Annotated in this window: 20 protein-coding genes; 9 read left to right on the top strand and 11 right to left on the bottom strand. The window is 73.1% G+C overall.

The window, feature by feature from the left end:
* Positions 1-96 precede the first annotated feature (96 nt).
* Positions 97-699, top strand: a complete 603-nt coding sequence (gene wrbA / locus ACWGKQ_RS18375) for an NAD(P)H:quinone oxidoreductase (RefSeq protein ID WP_453293002.1) — start codon at positions 97-99, stop codon at positions 697-699.
* Here wrbA and ACWGKQ_RS18370 read toward each other — a convergent pair.
* Positions 686-1048, bottom strand: coding sequence for an aldo/keto reductase (locus ACWGKQ_RS18370; RefSeq protein ID WP_453293001.1), 363 nt, complete (start codon positions 1046-1048; stop codon positions 686-688). The genes wrbA and ACWGKQ_RS18370 overlap by 14 nt on opposite strands.
* 108 nt (positions 1049-1156) lie before the next feature.
* On the bottom strand, positions 1157-1561 hold the full coding sequence (locus ACWGKQ_RS18365; RefSeq protein WP_453292946.1) for a tautomerase family protein: 405 nt from the start codon (positions 1559-1561) through the stop codon (positions 1157-1159).
* 411 nt (positions 1562-1972) lie between these two features.
* Here ACWGKQ_RS18365 and mdlC point away from each other — a divergent pair, with 411 nt between their 5' ends.
* The 3 genes from mdlC (at position 1973) to ACWGKQ_RS18350 (ending at position 5704) form a co-directional block, all read left to right on the top strand.
* Positions 1973-3556 carry a benzoylformate decarboxylase gene (mdlC, locus tag ACWGKQ_RS18360; protein WP_453292945.1) on the top strand — a complete coding sequence of 528 codons (1584 nt, stop codon included), beginning with the start codon at positions 1973-1975 and terminating at the stop codon, positions 3554-3556.
* Positions 3557-3611: 55 nt separating this feature from the next.
* The gene (locus ACWGKQ_RS18355; protein ID WP_453292944.1) at positions 3612-4361 is read left to right on the top strand and encodes an SDR family NAD(P)-dependent oxidoreductase; all 750 of its coding nucleotides are present in this window, start codon (positions 3612-3614) and stop codon (positions 4359-4361) included.
* An 89-nt stretch (positions 4362-4450) separates the two neighbouring features.
* The gene (locus ACWGKQ_RS18350) at positions 4451-5704 is read left to right on the top strand and encodes a cytochrome P450 family protein (RefSeq protein WP_453292943.1); all 1254 of its coding nucleotides are present in this window, start codon (positions 4451-4453) and stop codon (positions 5702-5704) included.
* A gap of 42 nt (positions 5705-5746) precedes the next feature.
* Here the strand turns inward: ACWGKQ_RS18350 and ACWGKQ_RS18345 are convergent, their stop codons facing one another.
* On the bottom strand, positions 5747-6742 hold the full coding sequence (locus tag ACWGKQ_RS18345) for an Lrp/AsnC family transcriptional regulator (protein ID WP_453292942.1): 996 nt from the start codon (positions 6740-6742) through the stop codon (positions 5747-5749).
* Positions 6743-6935: 193 nt separating this feature from the next.
* Between ACWGKQ_RS18345 and ACWGKQ_RS18340 the strand changes: the two genes are divergently transcribed.
* Positions 6936-8528, top strand: coding sequence for an MFS transporter (locus ACWGKQ_RS18340; RefSeq protein WP_453292941.1), 1593 nt, complete (start codon positions 6936-6938; stop codon positions 8526-8528).
* Between the two features lie 31 nt (positions 8529-8559).
* Here the strand turns inward: ACWGKQ_RS18340 and ACWGKQ_RS18335 are convergent, their stop codons facing one another.
* The 3 genes from ACWGKQ_RS18335 to ACWGKQ_RS18325 form a co-directional block, all read right to left on the bottom strand.
* Positions 8560-9891: an enolase C-terminal domain-like protein gene (locus ACWGKQ_RS18335; RefSeq protein WP_453292940.1), complete on the bottom strand. Its 1332-nt coding sequence runs from the start codon at positions 9889-9891 to the stop codon at positions 8560-8562.
* Between the two features lie 94 nt (positions 9892-9985).
* Positions 9986-10660: a response regulator gene (locus ACWGKQ_RS18330; RefSeq protein ID WP_453292939.1), complete on the bottom strand. Its 675-nt coding sequence runs from the start codon at positions 10658-10660 to the stop codon at positions 9986-9988.
* On the bottom strand, positions 10657-11886 hold the full coding sequence (locus tag ACWGKQ_RS18325) for a sensor histidine kinase (protein ID WP_453292938.1): 1230 nt from the start codon (positions 11884-11886) through the stop codon (positions 10657-10659). The genes ACWGKQ_RS18330 and ACWGKQ_RS18325 overlap by 4 nt, the downstream gene beginning before the upstream one ends.
* Before the next feature lie 173 nt (positions 11887-12059).
* Between ACWGKQ_RS18325 and ACWGKQ_RS18320 the strand changes: the two genes are divergently transcribed.
* The 4 genes from ACWGKQ_RS18320 (at position 12060) to ACWGKQ_RS18305 (ending at position 16869) form a co-directional block, all read left to right on the top strand.
* Positions 12060-12752 carry an ABC transporter ATP-binding protein gene (locus ACWGKQ_RS18320; RefSeq protein WP_453292937.1) on the top strand — a complete coding sequence of 231 codons (693 nt, stop codon included), beginning with the start codon at positions 12060-12062 and terminating at the stop codon, positions 12750-12752.
* Complete coding sequence (locus ACWGKQ_RS18315; RefSeq protein ID WP_453292936.1) at positions 12749-15091, top strand: FtsX-like permease family protein; 2343 nt, start codon at positions 12749-12751, stop codon at positions 15089-15091. Before ACWGKQ_RS18320 ends, ACWGKQ_RS18315 begins: the two co-directional genes overlap by 4 nt.
* A gap of 80 nt (positions 15092-15171) precedes the next feature.
* On the top strand, positions 15172-15540 hold the full coding sequence (locus ACWGKQ_RS18310; RefSeq protein ID WP_189267543.1) for a DUF779 domain-containing protein: 369 nt from the start codon (positions 15172-15174) through the stop codon (positions 15538-15540).
* 144 nt (positions 15541-15684) lie between these two features.
* A complete protein-coding gene (locus ACWGKQ_RS18305; protein ID WP_453292935.1) occupies positions 15685-16869 on the top strand; it encodes a phosphodiester glycosidase family protein in 1185 nt (394 codons plus the stop codon).
* A 9-nt stretch (positions 16870-16878) separates the two neighbouring features.
* On the opposite strand, the gene ACWGKQ_RS18300 is transcribed toward ACWGKQ_RS18305, so the two are convergent.
* From ACWGKQ_RS18300 to ACWGKQ_RS18280, 5 genes are all read right to left on the bottom strand, one after another.
* Positions 16879-17073: a hypothetical protein gene (locus ACWGKQ_RS18300; RefSeq protein WP_453292934.1), complete on the bottom strand. Its 195-nt coding sequence runs from the start codon at positions 17071-17073 to the stop codon at positions 16879-16881.
* Between the two features lie 102 nt (positions 17074-17175).
* Entirely contained in the window at positions 17176-18039 is an 864-nt protein-coding gene (locus ACWGKQ_RS18295; protein WP_453292933.1) for a phosphatidylinositol-specific phospholipase C/glycerophosphodiester phosphodiesterase family protein, read from the bottom strand.
* A gap of 202 nt (positions 18040-18241) precedes the next feature.
* Positions 18242-19333: an acyl-CoA dehydrogenase family protein gene (locus ACWGKQ_RS18290; RefSeq protein WP_453292932.1), complete on the bottom strand. Its 1092-nt coding sequence runs from the start codon at positions 19331-19333 to the stop codon at positions 18242-18244.
* Entirely contained in the window at positions 19330-20511 is a 1182-nt protein-coding gene (locus tag ACWGKQ_RS18285; RefSeq protein WP_453292931.1) for an acyl-CoA dehydrogenase family protein, read from the bottom strand. Before ACWGKQ_RS18285 ends, ACWGKQ_RS18290 begins: the two co-directional genes overlap by 4 nt.
* Positions 20508-21476, bottom strand: coding sequence for an NADPH:quinone oxidoreductase family protein (locus ACWGKQ_RS18280; RefSeq protein WP_453292930.1), 969 nt, complete (start codon positions 21474-21476; stop codon positions 20508-20510). Before ACWGKQ_RS18280 ends, ACWGKQ_RS18285 begins: the two co-directional genes overlap by 4 nt.
* Positions 21477-21499: the final 23 nt, after the last annotated feature.

Here is a 21499-nt window from a genome sequence, read left to right as displayed (position 1 = left end):
GCCACCGCCCACCCCGACCCCGCCGCGCCGGCCGCGGCCGTCCAGACCGAGGCGGCGTCCGCCGCCGAGAGCGCAGAACAGCGAGAGGAACTCCCCATGTCCCCCAAGATCGCGGTCATCTACTACTCGTCGACCGGTACCGTCCACGAGCTGGCGGAGGCCGTGGCCGACGGCGCCCGCAAGGAGGGCGCGGAGGTACGGCTGCTCCGCGTGTCCGAGCTCGCGCCCGAGGAGGCCATCGCGAGCAACGACGCCTGGTCGGCGCATGCCGCGGCCACCAAGGACGTCCCGATCGCCACCCAGGCCGACGTCGAGTGGGCCGACGCCGTCGTCTTCGGCAGCCCCACCCGGTTCGGCAACATCGCCAGCCAGCTGAAGCAGTTCATCGACACGCTCGGCGGGCTGTGGGCCCAGGGCAAGCTGGCCGACAAGATCTACAGCGGCTTCACCGCCACGGCCTCCGCGCACGGCGGCCAGGAGTCCACGCTGCTCGCGCTCTACAACTCCGTCCACCACTTCGGCGGCATCCTGGTCACCCCGGGCTACACCGACCCGGTGAAGTTCGTGGACGGCAACCCCTACGGCACCAGCCACGTCAACGGACAGGGCGCGATCCCGGTCGACGACACCGCCCGCGCCGCCGCCGTCTACCAGGGCAAGCGCGTGGCCACCGTCACGGCCCGCTTCAAGGCCGCGTAACGGCGCAGCCGACGGCCGACCAGACGGCCGTGTGCCGGCGGCAGGGGGCTGCCGCCGGCACACGGTCATGCCGCGACGGCCGCGGGCCATTGCTGTGGCTGAGCCTGTGGCTGAGCCCGTGCCTGTGGCTGTGCCCGTGCCCGTGCCTGTGGCCGGAAGCTGCGGGTGCCTGGACGCGACCGTTGCACCGGATGGCGACCGAGCGGCCTTCGGCCAGGGCGCCGACGGTGTCCTGGATCGGCACCTGGGGGTCGATGCGGTGCAGGTAGCAGAAGTCGACGTGGTCGGTGCCGAGGTGGCGCAGCGACCGGTGCAGGGCGTGGCGCACGTACTCCGGCGTGCCGTTCAGGCCGAAGGCGGTCTACTCGCCGAAGGCGGCGAGCAGGCTTTCCCGGGGCCGACGGCCGTCACCGGAAGCGCCGACGGGCGTCGGCCCGTGGGCGCCTCGGTGCGCCGGTCAGGATTCGCCCCTGCGGGCCAGCCACTCCTTCTCCTCGCCCGGTTCGGGGAGGACCAGGCCGCCTTCGACTGCGGAGCGGGCGGGGCCGTCCTGGAGTACGACCATCACATGACCCTCCGGCACCCCGGTGACGCGGACGGCGGCCGAGGACAGCTCCAGCGCCAGCCGGGTCGCCTCCTCCTGCGGATGCCCCCGCCGGACCCAGCCGGAGACGATCAGCGGGGCGCCGGGCTCCCCGCCGACGAAGACGCTGTCCGGCGGCGGCTCGGAGAAGATCACGTTGACGTAGGCCGCCGGCACATGGTTGATCGCCACATGGATCCGGGTGATCTCGGAGGCCAGCGCGGCCTTCGACTCACGGGTCAGTGTTCCCTGGGCTGCGGTGCAGGTGTAGACGGGCATGTCGGCTCCTCATCGGACAGGGGCGGAATCGTTCACGGCGACCGCGGAGGGCGGCGAGGGCCTGTGCGGCATCCGCGGCAGTGACCCGCATGCGCCGCACCCGCCCCAGGTCTACCCCGGCGGTCTCGTCACGAAGGTGTTCATCGCACCCGACGGCTGGCACCACACTCCGACGGCCCAAGGCTTCGCGGCTTCGGTCATCCGACTGACACCGGCACTGCGACGGACCCGTCCCCCCGGGCGGGCCCGGCCCGGACCCCTCGCGGGACCCGTCGCTTCAGCAGACTCTTCAGTCATCGGACGGAAGGCGCGGCAGCCGCGCACGGGTCAGGATGGGGCGGATCATCCCGATATCGGGCCCGGCACTCAAGCTGGCAGGTTGCCATGACCGAACAAGCCACCGTCCGAAGCGTGACCTACGATCTGCTGCGCTCCCTCGGACTCACCACCGTCTTCGGTAATCCGGGGTCCACCGAACAGCCGTTCCTGCAGGAGTTCCCCGAGGACTTCACCTACGTACTCGCCCTGCAGGAGGCCTCCGTCATCGCGATGGCGGACACCTTCGCCCAGGTCACCGGCCGGCCCGCGCTGGTCAACGTGCACTCCTCGGCCGGGCTGGGCAACGCCGTGGGCAACCTGGTCGCCGCCTACCACGGCAACAGCCCGCTGATCGTCACCTCCGGCCAGCAGCACCGGGAACTGCTCATCGGCGAGCCCTACCTGGGCAACCGGGAAGCCACCACGCTGCCCAAGCCGTGGGTGAAGTGGTCGTACGAACCCGCCCGCGCCGAGGACGTGCCCGAGGCGTTCCTGCGGGCCTACGCGATGGCCCTGCAACCGCCCGCCGGTCCCGTCTACCTGTCCGTGCCGATGGACGACTGGAAGCGGCCGCTGTCCGGCTTCACCCGCGTGCGGACCTTCAGCAACCGCGTGGTGCCCGACCCGGACCGGCTGCGCACCTTCGCCGACCGGATCTCCGCCAGCAGGAATCCCGCGCTGGTCTTCGGCCCCGAGGTCGACAAGGCCGGCGGCTGGGACGTGGCCGTAGCACTCGCGGAGAAGCTGCGCGCGTCGGTCTACGGCTCCCCGCTCCTGGACCGCGCCTCCTTCCCGGAGGACCACCCGCTCTTCCGCGGCCCCCTCGGCATGTCGGTCAAGACCATCAGTGACCGTCTGGAGGGGCACGACCTGGTGGTCGTGATCGGCGCGGAGGTCTTCCGCTACTACCCCTACGTCCCGGGCCCCTACCTGCCCGACGGCACCGAACTCCTCCAGATCACCGGCAATCCCGACGTGGCCGCCGCGGCCCGCGTGGGCGACAGCCTGCTGGGCGATCCCAAGACCGCGATCGAGCTGCTCCTGGTCACCGTCGAGGACGGTTCCGCCCGGACCGCCCCGCAGCCGATGGAACGCCCCCGGGTGCTCCCGGAGGCACCGAACAGCCCGCTGACCCCGCCGGAGGTCTATGCGGCCCTGAGCAGCGTCAAGCCGGCCGACGCGGTCATCGTCAACGAGTCGACCTCCACGATGGCCCAGCAGATCGAGTGGCTGCCCACCACCCGGACGGGTTCCTTCTTCGCCACCGCCAGCGGCGGCATCGGCTGGGGCGCGCCGGCGGCCGTCGGGGTGGCGCTGGCCGACCGGCAGCGGGGCGTGCCCCGGCCGGTCGTCGGACTGATCGGCGACGGCTCCTTCCAGTACTCCGTGCAGTCCGTCTGGACGGCGGCGCAGCACCGGCTGCCCATCGTCTACGTCGTGATGCGCAACCAGGAGTACTCGATCCTGAAGTCGTTCGCCGTCCTGGAGGAGACGCCGGGCGTCCCCGGCCTCGACCTGCCCGGTCTGGACATCGCCACCGTGGCCCGTGGCTTCGGCTGCCGCGCGGTCGACGTCGACACCACCGAGGACCTGCAACGCGAGTTCAAGGCGGCCCTGACCGCGGACACCACCACCGTCATCGTGGTGGCCACCCAGCCGCAGAAGGCCATGCTGTGACCGGAGCACGGGAGTGGCGGGAGCGGATCGGGAACAGGGGAACAGGGGAGCAGTGATGGATCTCGGACTGAAGGACCGCGTCTACATCGTCACGGGCGGCACCCGCGGCCTTGGCCTGGCCGCCGCCCGCGAGCTGACCTCCGGCGGTGCCAAGGTGGTGGTCAGCGGGCGCAGCACGCACTCGCTGGCCGCGGCCGAGGCGGAGCTGGGCGGCCCCGGGCAGGCCGTCGGGGTCGTCGCCGACAACGCCGACGCCGGGACGCCGGACCGGCTGATGGCGGCGGCCCGCGAGGCGTTCAAGGGGCTGGACGGCGTGCTCATCAGCGTCGGCGGCCCGCCGACGGGCACCACCGACAGCATCGACGACGACCAGTGGCGCGCCTCCTTCGAGTCGGGCTTCCTGGGCGCGGTGCGGTTGTCGCGGGCCGTCGCCGCGCAGCTGGGCGAGGGCGGAGTGATCGGGTTCGTCCTGTCGACCTCGGTGTACGAGCCGATCCCCGGCCTCGCCGTCTCCAACGCGCTGCGGCCCGCGCTGGCCGGCTATGCGAAGACCCTCGCGGGGGAGCTGGGGCCGCGGGGCATCCGGGTGGTCGGGCTGGTGCCGGCCCACATCGGGACCGACCGGGCGCTCGAACTCCAGTCGATCACCGGTGACGCCGAGACCACGGCCGCCGGTATCCCGTTGCGCCGCCTCGGCACTCCGGAGGAGTTCGGCCGTACCGCGGCGTTCCTGCTGTCTCCGGCCGCCGGCTACGTCACGGGCGCGATGGTGACGGTCGACGGCGGAACGCGGGCGAGTTTCTAGCGTCTCGGCCGCTCGAACTGTCCTTGACAGTCTCCCACTTGGCCATAATGCTTGCCGACGAAAGCAATATGTTCAAGCGGGAGACCTCGATGACCACACACACCCCCGGCGGCGAGGGCACCGCGCTGCGGGCCGTACTGGAGGGGTCCGCGTTCCGGGCGGACCCGCATGCGGTGCTGCGGCCGCTGACCGAGTCGGGAGCCGCACACCGCTGCGAACCGGCCGGAGCTCCGCCGCAGTTGCTGGTCACGGGGTACGAGGCGGCACGCCGGGTGCTCACCGATCCGCGGGTGTCCAAGCGCAGCGAGCGCGCGGGGCTCGAGGCCGGCTGGCTGATGAGCGGGGTCCGGGACGAGGTCGGGGTCGACTACATGCTGACCATGGACCCGCCCGACCACACCCGGCTGCGCAAGGTGGTGGCGCGCGCCTTCACGGCGCAGCGGGTCGAGGCCCTGCGGCCGCGCACCCGGGAGATCGCGGCCCGGCTGGCGGACGACGTCCTGGCCGCGGAGACACCGGACCTGGTCGACGCCTTCGCCGCGCGCGTCCCCATCTCGGTGATCTGCGAACTGCTCGGGGTGCCGCTCGGTGAGTGGGACCGGTTCCGCTGGGCCTCGGAGCAGATCGTGGCCCCGGTCGCCGGTTCGGACCGGGAGGAGGCCTACGTATGGATGAGCGGGTATCTGGCGGAGCTGATCGCCGGCAAGCGGGCCGAGCCCGGACCGGACCTGCTGAGCGCGCTGGCCTCTGACACCGGCGACGACCGGCTCACCGACCCGGAGCTGGTCGGCATGGCCTTCCTGCTGCTGATCGCCGGGTACGAGACGACCGCGAACCTCATCGGCGCGGTGCTCCTCGGCCTCGCCCGGCAGCCGGACCTCCTCAAGGCGCTGCGCGCCGATCCGGGGCTGATCCCGGCGGCGGTCGAGGAGTTCCTGCGGGTGGACGGGCCGGTGCTGACGGCGACCGAGCGCTTCGCCACCGAGGACATGGAGGTCGGCGATGTCCCGGTGCGCCGGGGCGACATGCTGCTGGTGTCCCTGGCCGCGGCGAACCGGGACCCGGCCCGCTTCGAGGACCCGGACACCTTCCGCCCGGAGCGTCCGGCCGGCGGCCATCTCGCCTTCGGCCACGGCGTCCACCACTGCCTGGGCGCGCCGCTGGCCCGGATGGAGGCCGAGGTCGCGGTCGCCGCGTTCGTAGGACGGGTGGCGGGCCTGACCCTGGCGGTGGCCGAGACGGACCTGGAGTGGGCGCCGGGCCTGCTGATGCACGGGGTACGGCGGCTGCCCGTGTCGGTCGTGGCCGCCGAGGAGGACCCGGGGGACAGCAGGGACCAGTGATTCCGGGGATTCCGGGGATTCCGGGGATTCCGGGGATTCCGCCTAGCGGGACGTCGAGGGCACCAGTCGGCCCCGGGAGATGAGCGATGCCGCCTTCTTGAGGGGGCGGGCCCGCATGCTGACGCTGTAGCCGTCGATGCCCGAGGTCGCGGCGACGCGGGTGGTCAGGTAGCGGTAGAAGTCGTCGGGGTCCCGGGTGACGACGCTGACCAGCAGGTTGTACTCACCGGTGACGGCCCCGACGAACGGGACCTCCTCGTGGCGGGCGAACTCCTCGCCGACCCGCTCCAGATGGGCCGGGGCCACCCGCAGCCAGACGGTGGCGTTGAGGGGGAAGCCCAGGTGCTCCGGCAGCAGTTCGACCTCGTACTCGAGGGTGCCGGAGCCCTCCAGCGCCTCCAGCCGGCGGGCCACCCGGGCCGACGACCAGCCGGTGCGCTCGGCGAGGCGGGTGTGGGTGGTACGGCCGTCCTCGGCGAGGGCGTCGAGCAGCGGGGCGTCCTCCTCCGCGGGAGGCGGCGGGGGCGCCGCGGCGGGCGGCGGCCGTTCCGCCGTGAGCAGCCGTACCTGCTCGGCGTCGAGGCTGTCGCCGTAGCCGGTCCACTCGGCGGTGCCGGGGGCACCGTACTCGTGCAGGAGCAGATCGACGCTGACGTCCAGGACCGAGGCGGACTTCGGCAGCTGCCGGAACAGGGCGTCGTCGCGCTCCGTGTCGAGCGGCGAGCGGATCACGCAGAAGATCTCCGAACCGCCCGAGGCCAGATGGGCGTAGGAGATGTCGGGCCGCCGGGCCAGGGCGTCGGCGAGCGGGCCGACCCGGTCGGGGCGGCAGCGGACCCGGGCCACCCACTGCGCGGAGCCGTACACCCGGGGGTTGACGAGCCCCAGCACGCGCAGTGTGCCGCTGCGGCGCAGCGCCTGATAGCGGCGGGCCGCGGTCTGCTCGGACACACCGGCCACCTCGCCGATCCGGCGGAACGGCAGCCGGGGGGCGCACTGGAGGGCGCGGAGGATCTTTCTGTCCACGATGTCGAGCATGGCGGAAGTCTGCCACGGGAGTGCGGGGTTATTGGAGGTTTTTGCAGCCGGAAGGCCCCTTGGTTGGCGGTTGCGGGTGTCCGGACCGGATGCTGTGGCGGCGGGTTTCCCCTCGGACACCCGTACGACACAGGCCGCCGGACCCGCCGGTGGCCTTCGACCGCGGTGCGGTGCGCCGCGAAGGAGAATCTCCGTGAACGTCACGACACCGGCCCGCGGGCCGGTCGAGCGACGGGCGGCCACCATCGTCATGGCCTGCCTGGGCGTCTTCGTCGCCTATCTTCCGGTCACCACCGTCGCCGTGAGCCTGCCCGCCCTGCAGGCCGCACTGAACGCCTCGACGGCCCAACTGTCCTGGGTGCAGGACGCGTTCGTACTGCCGATGGCCGCGTTCATCCTGACCGCGGGCGTCTTCGGGGACGTCCACGGGCGCAAGAAGGTGTTCCAGGCGGGCCTGCTGTTCGCGGCGGCGGGCGCGGTCACCGCCCTGTGCGCACGCTCGGTCGAGGTCGTCTGGGCCGGACAGGCCCTGGCCGGTGTCGGCGCGGCCGCGCTGCTGCCGACCACGCTGGCGCTGATCAGCCATGCGGTGCCGGACCACCGGGAACGCGGCAAGTTCATCGGCATCTGGGCCACCTGCCTGATGGCGGCCCTGGCCGTCGGTCCGCTGATCGCCGGTGTGGTCGTCCAGCACTTCTCCTGGCGCTGGGTCTACCTGCCGAGCGTTCCCGTCGCGCTGCTGGCCGTCGCCGTCGCGGCCCGGCAGCTGCCCGACTCACGGGCGCCGCACGGGCGCCGGCTCGACTGGCCCGGCCAGCTCACCGCCACGCTCGCGGTCACCGCCCTGGTGTACGGCGTGATCGAGGGCGGGGCGAGCTCGTTCACCGACGTCAAGGTCATGGTGGCGCTGTTCACCGCGGTGGTCGCCGGCGCCGCGTTCGTACTGGCGGAGCGGCGCAGCGACAGCCCGATGCTGGATCTGAGCCTGTTCCGCAGCCCCGCCTTCACCGCGACCACGCTGGTCGCGATGACCAGCTTCCTGGCGCTCATCGGGTTCTTCTTCGTGCTCAGCCTCTACTTCGGCATGGTGCAGCGGCTCGACACCATGGACGCCGCGTGGCGGCTGCTGACGGTCACCGGGGCGGCGCTGCTGGTCGGCGGGCCGGCCGGGCGGCTGATGCACCGGATTTCGGCACGGGTGATGATCACCGGCGGTCTGCTGCTGGTCGCCGCCGCCCAATTCGCGCTGACCGGTCTCGCGGCCGACACCTCGTTCGGCTCGACGGCCTGGCGGCTCGCCCTGCTGGGCGTCGGCATGGGCTTCGTGATGACGCCGATGACGGCGACCGCGGTGGCCTCCGTGCCGTACCACCTGGCCGGCATGGCCGCCGCCGGCAACAACGCCTTCCGGCAGCTCGGCGGCGCCCTCGGCCCGGCCGTCCTGGGCGCGCTGCTCACCACCCGGGCGCTGCACGCGCTGCCGGGTCACCTCACCGACGCGGGGGTCACCGGCGCGACGCAGGACCGTGTCGTCTCGGTCGCGCAGGCGGACGGTCTGGGCGCGGTCGCCGGGCTGGACCTGGGCGCGCGGACCGGGCAGACGATGGGTGCGCTCGGCGACTCCTTCCTGGACGGCATGCGCCTGTGCCTGGTCACGGCGGGCAGCCTGACGCTGCTGGCGGCGCTGGTCGCGGTGGTGCTGCTGCGCACGCCCCGGCAGCAGTTGACGCTCCGGGCCGCGGGGCACACCACAGCCGAGAAGGCCTCGGCCGCGCAGGACGCCTGACGGCGGGAACGGCGGCAACAGCGCCGACGGCTCACCGCACCAGGCAGGGCCGCTTGGCGTCGAAGGTCCAGCCCTCCACCAGGTAGCGCATCCCGGCGGCGTCGTCCCGGCCCGCGCCGAGGCGCTGCTCCTCGTGGCGGGCGTGGGCCGCGAGCAGCCGGTCCAGGTCGAGACGGATCCCCAGGCCGGGGGCGTCGGTGACGGCGACCTCGCCGCCGGCGATCCGCGGCGGTTCGACGGTGAGGCGCTCCTGCCCCTCCTGCCAGATCCAGTGGGTGTCCAGGGCGTTGTAGTCGCCGGGGGCCGCGGCACCGCAGTGGGCCATCATCGCGAGCGAGATGTCGAAGTGGTTGTTGGAGTGGCAGCCCCAGGTCAGCCCCATCTCGTGGCAGAGCTGGGCCACCCGCACCGACCCCTGCATGGTCCAGAAGTGCGGATCCGCCAGCGGGATCGAGACGGACTGCAGGGCGAGGGCGTGGGTCAGCTGCCGCCAGTCGGTGGCGATCATGTTGGTCGCGGTGGGCAGCCCGGTGGCCCGGCGGAACTCGGCGAGGATCTCGCGCCCCGAGTAGCCGCCCTCGGCCCCGCAGGGGTCCTCGGCGTAGGCGAGCGTGCCGAGCAGCGGACGGCACAGCTCCACGGCCTCGCGCAGGGACCAGGCGCCGTTGGGGTCGAGGGTGATCCGGGCCTCGGGGAAGCGTTGCTTGAGCGCCTGTACGGCCTTGACCTCCTCGGCGCCCGCGAGGACTCCGCCCTTGAGCTTGAAGTCACGGAAGCCGTAGCGGTCGTAGGCCGCCTCGGCCTGCCGGACGATCGACTCCGGGGTGAGGGCCTCCTCGCGGCGGATCCGGTACCAGGGCACCTCCGAGCCGGGTTCGCGGAGGTAGTCCAGGTCGGTGCGGTCGGGGTCGCCGACGTAGAAGAGGTAGCCGAGGACGCGTACCGAGTCGCGCTGCTTGCCGTCGCCGAGCAGGGCGGCGACGGGCACCTCCAGGTGCTGGCCGAGCAGGTCGAGGAGGGCGGACTCGACGGCGGTGACGGCGTGCACGGTGGTGCGCAGGTCGAAGGTCTGCTCCCCGCGGCCACCGGCGTCCCGGCCGCCGAACTCCTCCGCCACGGCCCGCAGCACCCGCTTGTAGTCGCCCGGCCGGGCCCCGACGACCAGGCGCTCGGCATCCCGCAGGGTCCGGGTGATCGCCTCCCCGCCGGGCACCTCGCCGAGCCCGGTCCGGCCCTCGGAGTCCTCGACGACCACGACGTTGCGGGTGAAGTACGGGGCGTGCGCACCGGAGAGGTTCAGCAGCATGGAATCCCGGCCGGCTACCGGATACACGGAGAAACGGGTGACGAAGGGCTGACTCATACGGAGACAGTATCTACATATGAAGACCGAGGCCAGAGGTGTGGATGCCCGCGCGCGGCTTCACGCGACGGGTCACGCGGGGGCTGTCGACGGCTCAGCGGCCGCCCGGGGTGACCAGTCCCGTCTCGTAGGCGACGACCACCGCCTGGGCGCGGTCGCGCAGGGAGAGTTTGCCGAGGACCCGGGAGACATGGGTCTTGACGGTGGCCTCGGAGAGGTGGAGGCGGTCGGCCATGCCGGCGTTGGACAGGCCCTGGGCGAGCAGCCGCAGGACGTCGAGTTCGCGGGGGGTGAGGTGGGCGAGGTCGCGGTGCAGGGCGGCACTGTCGGTACCGGCACGGGCGAACCGTTCGACGAGGCGGCGGGTGATGGCGGGCGCCAGCAGCGCGTCCCCGGACCGGACCGTGCGGACGGCGGCCGTCAGGTGCTCGGGCGTGACGTCCTTCAGCAGAAAGCCGCTGGCCCCGGCGGAGAGCGCCGCGTACACGTACCGGTCGAGGTCGAAGGTGGTCAGCATGAGGACGCGCGGCGGGTCGGGGGCGGCGAGGATCCGGCGGGTCGCCTCCAGGCCGTCCAGCTCGGGCATCCGGATGTCCATCAGGACGACGTCGGGCCGGGTGCGCCGTACCGCGTCCACCGCCTCGTGGCCGTCGGTGGCCTCGGCGACGACCTCGATGCCGTCCGCGGCGAGGATCAGCCGGAAGCCGGTGCGCACCAGGGCCTGGTCGTCCGCGACGACGACCCGGGGCGGCTGTGCCGGCGAACTCATGTGCGCTCCAGGGGTATCAGGGCCCGGACCCGGTAACCGCCCAGCGGGCGGGGTCCGTTGCTCAGGGTGCCGCCGTACACGGCGAGCCGCTCGCGCAGCCCGATCAGTCCGCGTCCGTTGCCCGTCGCGGCGGCCCGTCCGGGGGCGCCGCCGGAGTCGGTGACCTCGACGCGCAGTTCGTGCTCGCCGTAGTCGACGCGCACGGCGGTACGCGAACCGACCGCGTGCTTCAGGGCGTTGGTCAGTGCCTCCTGGACCACCCGGTAGGCGGTCAGCTCGACCCCGCCCGGCAGCGGCCGGACCGCCCCCGACACCGTGAGCTCGACGGGTGTACCGGTTCCTCGGGTGCGCTCGATCAACGGGCCGAGCCGCTCCAGACCCGGCTGCGGTTCGAGGTCCGCCGCATCCGGGGCGTCCATCGTGAGCAGCCCCATCACCTGCCGCAGCTCCCCCATCGCCGTACGGCCGCCCTCCTCCACCGCGAGCAGCGCCTCGCGCGCCAGCTCGGGCGAGCTGTCCATGATCTTACGGGCGGCTCCGGCCTGGATGACCATCACGCTGACGTTGTGCGTCACGACGTCGTGCAACTCCCGTGCGATCCGGGCCCGTTCGTGCTCCACGGCGCTGCGCAGCGCCTCGGCCTGGCGTCGCTCCACCTCCGCCAGCCGCACCCGGCTCTCGCCCGCCCGGACCTTCCAGGTGCGCAGTCCGAGGGTGACCACGACCAGCGGGGCGGCGATGAACAGGGGAACGTACTGGGTGGGCACGGTGGGTTCGACGCCGAAGGGGGTGTGCGGGACCGACTTCCCGATCGTGAGGGTCAGCAGCACGGCCAGCGCGAGCGTGGCCGTGGCCGCCGCCCGGTGGGGGCTGTACGCGGCCGCGCTGTAGGCGGCGATGACGCAGGCGTAGAAGGTGAGCCGGGTGATGTCACCGGGAGTGAGCGCGTTCGCCACCAGCACGATCCAGAGCACGGCCAGCGGGTAGCGGCGGCGCCAGACGAGCGGCACGGAGGCCAGGAACACCAGGCAGACCATGCCCGTCATGCCGTGCAGCCCGGTCGGCGGGTCCGGGTCCGCCGCGTACTGGATCTCGGAGACGAGGACGAGCACGGCTAGGCCGGCGTCGAAGAGCCTGCCGCGCACGGTCGGTTCGAACGCGGGGCCGCTCGGCCCGGCCAGCGCGCGCAGTCGTACCAGCGGGCCGGGCGCCCGGGTGGTCGTCATCGCCCCATTCTCGGCGACCGCCGGCTCGCGGGCATCCCTCCACCGACTACATCTCGAGGATGACCCCACGCCCGGTAACTCCGGCACGGTACGGCGATTACCCCCGCCGGCCGTCGTGCCCGCCCCGGTCCGTTCCCTAGCGTCGACGGCCACCGAGGGACGGAGGCCCACCGATGACGACACCGCTGATCGAACTGCGGGACGTGACCCGCCGCTACGACGCCGGACCGCCCGCGCTGCTGGACGTGACCCTGACCGTGGCACCCGGGGAGGCCGTCGCCGTGCTGGGACCTTCCGGCAGCGGCAAGTCGACGCTGCTCAACCTGATCGCGGGCCTGGACCGGCCGGACGCGGGCACGGTCACCGTGGACGGCGTGCGGGTGGACGGGCTCGGCGAGGCGGGCGCGGCCCGTTACCGGCGGGCGAGCGTCGGGATGGTGTTCCAGTTCTTCAACCTGCTGGATGACCTGACCGTCGCCGACAACGTGGTGCTGCCCGCCCAACTCGCCGGAACGGGACGGCGGGAGGCCGCCCGCCGGGCCGCGGAACTGCTCGAGTCGCTGGGCATCGCGGCACAGGCGGCCGCCTACCCCGGCCGGCTCTCCGGCGGCCAACGCCAACGGGTCGCGGTGGCACGGGCGTTGATGAACCGCCCGGCGCTGCTGCTGGCCGACGAGCCGACGGGCGCGCTGGACTCCGCGTCCGGCGCCGACGTGGCCCGTCTCCTCCGGGAGCTCAACGCCGACGGCCAGACGCTCGTCCTGGTCACCCACGACCAGGACCTGGCCCAGGCCTGCACCCGGCGTACGGTCCACCTCGCCGACGGCCGGATCACCGCCGACGTCACGGCGGAGGCGGTCCGATGAGCGGCCTGGGCCGGGTCGTCCGGTCGGGCATGGCCCGCCGCCGTACGCAGACACTGGTCATCGCCCTGGCAGCACTGCTGGCGGTGACGGCGTCGGTGCTGGCCGGTGCCCTGTTGGTGGCCTCCCGGGCGCCCTTCGACAAGGCGTTCGGCCGCCAGCACGGCGCCCAGCTCGCCGCGCAGTTCGACGCACGCCGGGCCGCACCGGCCCGACTCACCGCCTCCGCCCACGCCTCCGGGGTGACGGGGTCGTCCGGACCGTTCCCGACGGCGACCGCCGCCCCGGACCACTCGGGCGCGTTGTCGGTCGTCGGTCGTGCGGACCCCGGCGGGGCGGTGGACCGGGTCACGCTGACCGAGGGCCGGTGGGCACGGCGGACCGGCGAGATCGTGCTCGCGGCCGACGCGGACGCGCCGCCCGTGCACCTCGGGCAGACGCTGGAGTTCCCCGGCCTGCCCGGCGGCCCGACGCTCACCGTGGTGGGCACGGCCCGCTCGGTGAGCCGTACCGCCGACGCCTGGGTGGTGCCCGCGCAGATCCCGGCACTCACTGGGTCCGGCCGCCCCGACGGCTATCAGATGCTGTACCGCTTCGCCCATGCGGCCACCGATGCCCAGGTCGCCCGGGACCGCGCGGCGGTGGCGGCGGCCGTACCGGAGGGAGCGCTCTCCGGGGCGCAGTCGTGGCTCTCCGTAAGGCAGTTCGCGACCCGTGAGACGGCTCTCTACGTGCCGTTCCTGGTCGCCTTCGGGGTGCTGGGCCTGGTGATGTCGGCGCTGGTCGTCGGGAACGTGGTGGCCGGTGCGGTGGGCACCGGGCTGCGGCGGATCGGCGTCCTCAAGGCGGTCGGCTGCACTCCGGCACAGGTCGTCCGGGCTTATATCGCCCAGGCGTTGGTCCCGGCCGCGATCGGCACCGGGCTCGGCGTGGTCGTCGGGCAGCTGCTCGCGGCGCCGCTGCTGGCGGACACGGCGGCCGTGTACGGCTCGGTCGGACTCGGGGTCTCCGCCGGCGTCGATCTGGCGGTCGTGAGCGGGGTGCTGGGCGTGGTGGCCGGCACCGCGTGGCTGAGCGCCTGGCGGGCCGGACGGCTGCGCACGGTCGACGCGCTGGCCGTGGGGCGGACCCCGGCGGCGGGCCGGGGCCGTACGGCGGCCCGGCTGGCGGCCCGGCTGCCGGTGCCACGGCCGGTGGGCCTCGGTCTGGCCCGGCCCCTGCACCGGCCGGCCCGCGCCGCCTCGATGGTCGCGGCGATCGTCTTCGGCACGGCGGCGGTCACCTTCGCCACCGGGATGGCCTCCTCGCTGGGAGAGGTGGTGGCGGCCAAGAACCACAACGCGGCGGACGTGACCGTGACCGCCGACCGGCCGGGCGGCCCGGGGCGGGTCCCCCCGGGCACCACCCGGGTGACGGCGGCCGAGGCCGCCGCCGTGCGGTCCGCGATCGCCGCCCAGCCCGGCACCCGCGACCAGTACGGCAGCGTCACGGCCGAGGCAAGGGTCGCCGGGGTAACGGGGAGCGTGCCGGTGTTCGGCTACGACGGCGACGCCTCCTGGGGCGGGTTCGTGATGGTGTCGGGGCGCTGGGTGCGGGCGGCCGGCGAGGCGGTGGTGGCGGCCCCGTTCCTGACCGCGAGCGGCGCCGAGGTGGGCGACACCGTCACCCTCACCGTGAACGGGTCCCCGGTGCGCACCCGGATCGTCGGCGAGGTCTTCGACATCGGACAGCAGGGCATGCGGGTGTTCACGGACCTCGCGACGCTCCGGACCGCCGCCCCGGACCTGCACCCGGCCGACCATTCCGTGCGGCTCACCCGGAGCACCGACGCCGCCGCGTACGTGAAACGCCTCAACGCGGCCCTGAAGCCGCTCGGCGTCTCGGCCACCGACACCAAGTCGGTCAACGGCAGCGACGGCGCGGTCGCCCTCGACGCCCTGGCCGCGGCGCTCACCCTGATCCTGACGGCGGTGGCCGGACTCGGGGTGCTGGGCGGGGTCGTCCTCGACACCCATGAGCGGATCCGCGACCTGGGCATCCACAAGGCACTCGGGATGACGCCCCGGCAGACGGTGACGCTGGTGATCGCCTCGGTCGTGCTGCCAGGGCTTGCGGGCGGTGCGCTCGGCGTCCCGCTGGGCCTCGCCGTGCACCGCGTCGTCATGCCCGCCATGGGCGACAGCGCCGGACTGAGCCTGCCCGACGTGGTCCTCGACGTCTACCGGACACCCGAACTGCTCCTCCTCGCCCTGAGCGGCACGGCGATCGCGGTCCTCGGCGCGCTGCTCCCGGCGGGCTGGGCGGCCCGCGTCCGGACCGCGACGGCACTGCGCACCGAGTAGCCCGACGACCGGTTCTGGACGCGCCGGTGACGAGGCGTGAGACTGAGGAGGTCCGCCGCCCCGGCCCCAGGAGGGTGACCATGGCCGACACGACAGCGACGCCGCCGCGCGTCGAACTCACCCCGCAGGCAGCCGAACTGGTGCGCCGGCTGCACGCCGAGCACGGCCCGCTGATGTTCCACCAGTCCGGCGGCTGCTGCGACGGCAGCGCGCCCATGTGCTATCCGGACGGCGAGTTCCGCACCGGCGGCTCGGACGTGCTGCTGGCCGAACTGGCGGTTGACGGTGTCGAGCAGCCGGTCACCTTCTGGATGTCCCGCAGCCAGTACGAGGTGTGGAGCCACACCCGGCTGATCGTGGACGTGGTACCCGGACGGGGCAGCGGCTTCTCCCTGGAGGCACCCGAGGGGGTGCGTTTTCTCACCCGTTCTCGCGTAGTCGACGGCTAGCAGCCCCGCCGGTCACTCCGGTCTGCTGCACTTCCCCTGAGTCCTGAGGAACTTGACGAGACATCAGGGGGTGCGGTGACGCATCGTCAGAGACGATTTGCAACGACGACCCGAACTCTGTGCACGATTCTCACCACGTCCGGCGTGCTGGCCGGTGCGGCCCTCACGGGGGCGGCACCGGCCGGCGCCGTGTCGGGCACCGCGCCGGGCGCCGGCCGGATCGCGTCCGGGGTCGGCTACCGGCAGTTCGACGTCCCGGCGGCCAAGGGCACGGTCCACGCCCATCTGCTGACCGTCGACCTGACCGACCCGCACGTCCGCGTGGACCTGCTCTCGCCGGGCGCGGTGGCCGCCCGGTCGCCGGTGTCCACGATGGCGGACGCGGCGGGCGCGGTCGCGGGCGTGAACGGCGACTTCTTCAACATCACCGAGACCCAGCATCCGGGCGTCGAGGCGACCGGTGCGAGCGTCGGCCCGGCGATCGAGCACGGCAAGGTGCTCAAGTCGGCGGTGCCGACGGCCCAGCGGTTCGGCCCGGCGCTGCCACCCGGCACCGACACCACCGACGTCTTCGGCGTCGGCGTGGACCGCCGGGCCCGGCTCGACCGGCTGACGCTCGTCGGCACCGTCCGCACCCCCGGCGCCACCCTCGCGCTGCGGGGGCTCAACCAGTACGCGCTGGCGCAGGGGTCGGTCGGGGCCTACACCGCCGCCTGGGGCTCGGCCTCCCGCAAGCGGGCCATCTGCGGCTCGGACACCGACCGGGCCGCCGGGTGCAGCACGGACACCTACGAGGTACGGATCCGCGCCGGCCGGGTCGTCGCCGCGTCCGACACCCCGGGCAGCGGTGCGATCCCCACCGGTACGACCGTCCTGCTGGGCCGGGAGGCGGGCGCGGACAAGCTGCGCGCCCTCGACAAGGGCGAACGGGTCACGGTGCGCGAGCACATGGTGGCGTCCGCCGCCAGGATCCCGTACCGCTTCGCGGTCGGCGGCTACCCGGTGCTGCGCGGCGGCCAACCGCTGCCCGGGCTCAACGACACCACCTCGGCGGTGCGCACGGCCGTGGGCTACGCGAACGGCGGGCGCAGGCTTCTGCTGCTGGCGCTGGACGGCGCGGTGGCCTACCGCAGCGGGCTGACCATCGCCGAAGTCGCCGACGAGATGCGTCAGTTGGGCGCGGTCGACGCGTTCAGCCTGGACGGCGGCGGCTCCACGACGATGGTGGCCCGCACCGCGGGGGCGAAGACGGTGAGCGTGGTCAACCACCCGACCGACAGCCCGGAGCGCGCCGTGGCAAACGGGATCGGCGTCTTCTGGAAACCCTGAGCGATCGGCTCAGGGCTTGAGACTGCTGACCAGATCGGCGGTCGCGGTGAGCCCGCTGCTGATGGTCGGCGCCATGCTGGTACTGGCCAGAAAGAACCCGAACAGCATGCAGACCAGGGCGTGCGAGATCTTCAGCGCGCCCTGGCGCATGAAGATCACGGCCAGCAACAGGAGCAGCAGCACCACAGAGATGGAAACGGCCATCGCGAACCTCCTCCGCCACGCCCGTTTCGGGGCGTTCGGCCGCAAGTGTGGCGTAGCGGAGGGTGGGTCCGTGCGGTTGACACGGCCCCCGTTCGAGTGGTGTTACGACGCCGCGTGGGCGTCCAGGAAGGCCTCCAGGCCGGCCAGGTCGTCGGTGTTGAAGTAGTCGACGCCGGCGGTGAACAGCTCGCCCCACAGCGCGTCGCGGGCGGGGCCGGCCACGTCGGGGGTGTTCCAGAAGCGCACCGTCTGGCCGTGCGCGTGCGCCTGACCGAGGATGTCGCGCAGCCTCTGCCGCTCGGCGTCGGGGAACGCGCCCTCGCCGAGCCAGCTGAAGTTGAGCTGCCAGTTGTCGCTGATCAGCGGAACGAACGAGGCGGGCGCCGAGGTGCCGAGGTCGGTGAGCCGGCCGTCGTAGAAGGCCCGGCGCACGGTCTGCGCCTCCATCGGCGTGCGGGCGGCACGGTCACCGGAGATGACGTTGGTGACCGCACCGGGGACGACCCGGCCGTGGCGGTACGTCGTGAACAGGTGCGGGTAGCGCCGCAGATGCCGGTCGAGCTCCAGGTACGTCGAGGAGCCCTCGGTCTTGATGTCGATCAGCAGTTGCAGCGGCCTGCGCCAACCGCGGTACACCGAACCGTGGTTGGCCTTGACGATCGCGGCCAGCGGGTCGAGGTAGAGGGATTCGAGGGTGCGGCTCGGGTCCAGGTCGTCCTCGGTGTGGCCGATGAGGAGCTGGTCGCCGACGAGGAAGATGTCGGCCTCGACACTGTCGAACCGGTGGTCGAGGGCATCGAAGAGGGGGTGGGTGTGCTCGTAGTCGTTGTGGGCGTGGGCGCGCCACAGCGGCCGCGGACCGCGGTGACCGCCGCCCGCCCAGGCCTGCGCGCCGGGCAGCACGACGCCACCGGCGAGGGCGGCACCGAGGGTGGTGAGGGCTCTGCGACGGGTGGTGAGGGCCATGTGCTCTGCCTCCCTTGTAGGGCCATGAGTGACCCAAGGGAGTATGCGTTCGAACAGAGCCCAATTGGTGTATCTGCGCAGGAGGTTGGCCGGACTGCCACCCCCGGTTCATTTCATACGAACCTCAGCAGGAGCGCGCCCCAAAGGGGCGCGGGGAACTGCGCGACCAGCCCCCACGCACCCGCACCCGAAAGCCGCTACGTCACGGCGCCTGCAAATCAACCAGTGCGCCCAAGGCCTCTCGATGCGCCCCCGCCGTACCAAAGGCAATCGAATCAGCCTTGGCCCGCTTCAAATAAAGGTGGATCGGATGTTCCCAGGTCATCCCGATCCCCGCATGCAGTTGCAGCGCCTCCTCAGCCGCATGCACGGCAACCGGCCCCGCATAGGCCTGCGCAACGGCCACCAACACATCGGCATCCCCGCCGGAGGCCAGCGCATCGGCCGCACCCCGCGCCGCCGCGCGAAGGTTCACCACCTCCAGCCACAGCTGCGCCAGCCGATGCTTGATCGCCTGGAACCCGCCCACCGGCCGGTTGAACTGCTTGCGCTCCTTGAGATACCGCACGGTCTCGGTCAACGCCCACTCGGCGACACCGAACTGCTCGGAGGCCAGCAGCCCGGCCCCGGCCCGCAGCGCACGCCGTACCGCGGGCTCCGCGTCGCCCACGCGACGCCCCGCCGCCCCGTCCAGCTTCACCGTGGCGAGCGGCCGGGTCAGGTCGAAGGACACCTGCGGGGTGACGGTCACGGCGCCCGCCTCGACCGCGTACAGCCCGCCGTCGTCCCCGGGCACCAGCAGCACGTCCGCGGCGACCGCGTCCGCGATGCCGGTCAGCTCACCGTGCAGACGCCCGTCCTCGACGCGTACGGCGGCGAACCCGGCCCCCGGAGCGACGTGCAGCCCCACGGCCAGCGCCCCGACGGTCCGCCCGGACGCCAGCTTGCCGAGCAGTTCCTCGTCGCCGCAGGCCAGCAGCGCCTCGGTCGCCACCACGGCGCTGGTCAGATACGGCACGGGCGCCACCGCCCGCCCCAACTCCTCCAGGACGACGGCGGCTTCGCGGTGCGAGGCGCCCTGGCCGCCCAGCTTCTCCGGCACCAGCAGCCCGGCGAGCCCCATGCCCTCGGTGAGGGCCTTCCAGGCGGCCGCGTCATGCGGGACGTCCGACTCGGTGCGGGCGATGACGCCCGGCGCGTCGCAGTGGTCGGCGAGCAGATCCCGCACCGCGGCCCGCAGCGCCTCTTCCTCCTCCGAGTACAGCAGGTCGAGCTGTGTGCGCTGTGTTGTCATCGGGCGAGGTCCTTCCACGCGACGTCCTTGTCGGTGCGCGGCTCCGAGGGCAGGCCCAGGACGCGTTCGGCGACGATGTTCAGCAGGACCTCGCTGGTCCCGCCCTCGATGCTGTTGCCCTTGGCGCGGAGGTAGCGGTAGCCGGCGTCGCGGCCGACGAAGTCCACCAGTTCGGGCCGGCGCATGGTCCAGTCGTCGTACAACAGGCCTTCCTCGCCGCGGAGTTCGACCTCGAGGCCGCTGATCTCCTGGTTGAGGCGGGCGAAGGCGAGCTTCATGCCGGCGCCCTCGGGGCCGGGCTGTCCGGCGACCAGCTGCTGGCGCAGGCGTTCGGCGGTGAGGCGGGCGACCTCGGACTCGACCCACAGCTTCAGCAGCCGCTGGTGGAGGTCGTGGGTGCGCAGCTCGGGGCGTTCGCGCCAGGTCCTGGCGACCGGGCCGATCATGCCGCCCTCGCGGGGCAGCCGCATGCCGCCGATCGCGACGCGCTCGTTGTTGAGGGTGGTCTGCGCGACCCGCCAGCCGTTGCCGATCGCGCCGAGGCGCCGGGAGTCGGGGATGCGGACGTCGGTGAGGAAGACCTCGTTGAACTCGGCCTCGCCGGTGACCTGCCGCAGCGGGCGGACGTCGACGCCGGGGTCGGTCATGTCGCAGATGAAGTAGGTGATGCCCGCGTGCTTGGGCACGTCCGGGTCGGTGCGGGCGATGAGGATGGCCCAGCGGGAGTTGTGCGCGCCGGAGGTCCACACCTTCTGCCCGTTCACCACCCATTCGTCGCCCTCACGGACGGCCCGGGTGCCCAGCGCGGCCAGGTCGGAGCCGGCGCCCGGCTCGCTGAACAGCTGGCACCAGACCTCCTCGCCGATCCACAGCGGCCGCAGATAGCGCTGCTTCTGCTCCTCCGTGCCGTACTTGAGGATGGTCGGCGCGGCCATGCCGAGCCCGATGCCGTTGCGGCGCGAGTCGTTGTCGGGGGCGCCGGCGGCCTCCAGCGCCGCGTCCACGACGACCTGGAGGGAGCGCGGGGCGCCGAGGCCGCCGAGGCCCTCCGGGTAGTGCACCCAGGCGAGGCCCGCGTCGAACCGGGCCTTGAGGAAGTCCAGCTTCTCCGTGGTCGCGGGCGGATGCGCCGCCAGCAACTCGGCTGTGCGGCGCTCCAGTTCGGCAGCGTCGGTCATGCTGCGGCTCCCTTCGGTACGACGGTGACCCGGCCGGTGGTGACGCCGTCGCCGACCCGCTGCACGGCCGCCGCGGCCCCGGACAGCGGGACCCGCTCGCTCACCAGGGGCTTGATGGCACCCTTGGCGGCCAGTTCGGTGAGCTGCTGGTGGCAGTGCAGGATCAGCTTGGGGTTCTTGGTGGCGTACAGGCCCCAGTGCAGACCCAGGATCGCGTAGTTCTTCACCAGGGCGTGGTTGAGCGCCGGGCTCGGGATGGTGCCGCTGGCGAAGCCGACGACCACGATCCGGCCCTCGAAGGCGACCACCTTGGTGGACTGGGTGTAGGCCTCGCCGCCGACCGGGTCGTAGATCACGTCGGCGCCCCGCCCGCCGGTCGCCTCCTTGACGGCGGCGACGACGTCCTCGGCACGCCGGTCGATGACGACGTCGCAGCCCTGCTCGCGGGCCACGGCGACCTTGTCGGCGCCGCCGACCACGCCGATCACCCTCGCCCCGGCCGCCTTGCCGAGCTGGACGGCCGCGCTGCCGACCCCGCCGGCGGCCGCGTGCACGAGCAGCGTCTCGCCGGACTGGAGGGCCGCCCGGCGGTGCAGGCCGAACCAGCCCGTCTGGTAGCCGATGTGCAGCGCGGCGGCCTCGGCGTCGTCCAGCGCGTCCGGGGCGGGCAGCAGGGCGGCGGCGTCCGCGACCGCGTACTCGGCGAAACCGCCGTGGGGCAGCACGGGGTTGGCGATCACCCGGCGGCCGTCCTCGGTCTCGCCGCAGATCTCCACGCCCGGGGTGAACGGCAGCGGCGGGCGCACCTGGTAGTGGCCCCGGCACATCAGGACATCAGGGAAGTTGATGTTGGCGGCACGCACCCTGAGCAGCACCTGGCCGTCGCCGGGCGTGGGCCGCTCCACCTCCTGGAGCCGCATCACCTCGCTCGGCTCGCCGTTCTCGTGCACTTGCCATGCCTGCATGCGGTGCCTCCACGGGACTGCGT

This window comes from Streptomyces sp. NPDC054770 (assembly GCF_053611985.1).
The sequence above is the reverse complement of the archived record's forward strand: the minus strand, read 5'-3'. Positions and strand labels throughout refer to the sequence as shown.

Coding starts and splice junctions, on each gene's coding strand:
- ACWGKQ_RS18355 (WP_453292944.1), top strand. CDS start 3,612: ATGGATCTCGGACTGAAGGACCGCGTCTACATCGTCACGGGCGGCACC.
- ACWGKQ_RS18325 (WP_453292938.1), bottom strand. CDS start 11,886: ATGACGACCACCCGGGCGCCCGGCCCGCTGGTACGACTGCGCGCGCTG.
- ACWGKQ_RS18365 (WP_453292946.1), bottom strand. CDS start 1,561: ATGCCCGTCTACACCTGCACCGCAGCCCAGGGAACACTGACCCGTGAG.
- ACWGKQ_RS18290 (WP_453292932.1), bottom strand. CDS start 19,333: ATGACAACACAGCGCACACAGCTCGACCTGCTGTACTCGGAGGAGGAA.
- ACWGKQ_RS18285 (WP_453292931.1), bottom strand. CDS start 20,511: ATGACCGACGCTGCCGAACTGGAGCGCCGCACAGCCGAGTTGCTGGCG.
- wrbA (WP_453293002.1), top strand. CDS start 97: ATGTCCCCCAAGATCGCGGTCATCTACTACTCGTCGACCGGTACCGTC.
- ACWGKQ_RS18310 (WP_189267543.1), top strand. CDS start 15,172: ATGGCCGACACGACAGCGACGCCGCCGCGCGTCGAACTCACCCCGCAG.
- ACWGKQ_RS18300 (WP_453292934.1), bottom strand. CDS start 17,073: ATGGCCGTTTCCATCTCTGTGGTGCTGCTGCTCCTGTTGCTGGCCGTG.
- ACWGKQ_RS18280 (WP_453292930.1), bottom strand. CDS start 21,476: ATGCAGGCATGGCAAGTGCACGAGAACGGCGAGCCGAGCGAGGTGATG.
- ACWGKQ_RS18315 (WP_453292936.1), top strand. CDS start 12,749: ATGAGCGGCCTGGGCCGGGTCGTCCGGTCGGGCATGGCCCGCCGCCGT.
- ACWGKQ_RS18330 (WP_453292939.1), bottom strand. CDS start 10,660: ATGAGTTCGCCGGCACAGCCGCCCCGGGTCGTCGTCGCGGACGACCAG.
- ACWGKQ_RS18345 (WP_453292942.1), bottom strand. CDS start 6,742: ATGCTCGACATCGTGGACAGAAAGATCCTCCGCGCCCTCCAGTGCGCC.
- ACWGKQ_RS18350 (WP_453292943.1), top strand. CDS start 4,451: ATGACCACACACACCCCCGGCGGCGAGGGCACCGCGCTGCGGGCCGTA.
- ACWGKQ_RS18335 (WP_453292940.1), bottom strand. CDS start 9,891: ATGAGTCAGCCCTTCGTCACCCGTTTCTCCGTGTATCCGGTAGCCGGC.
- ACWGKQ_RS18295 (WP_453292933.1), bottom strand. CDS start 18,039: ATGGCCCTCACCACCCGTCGCAGAGCCCTCACCACCCTCGGTGCCGCC.
- ACWGKQ_RS18320 (WP_453292937.1), top strand. CDS start 12,060: ATGACGACACCGCTGATCGAACTGCGGGACGTGACCCGCCGCTACGAC.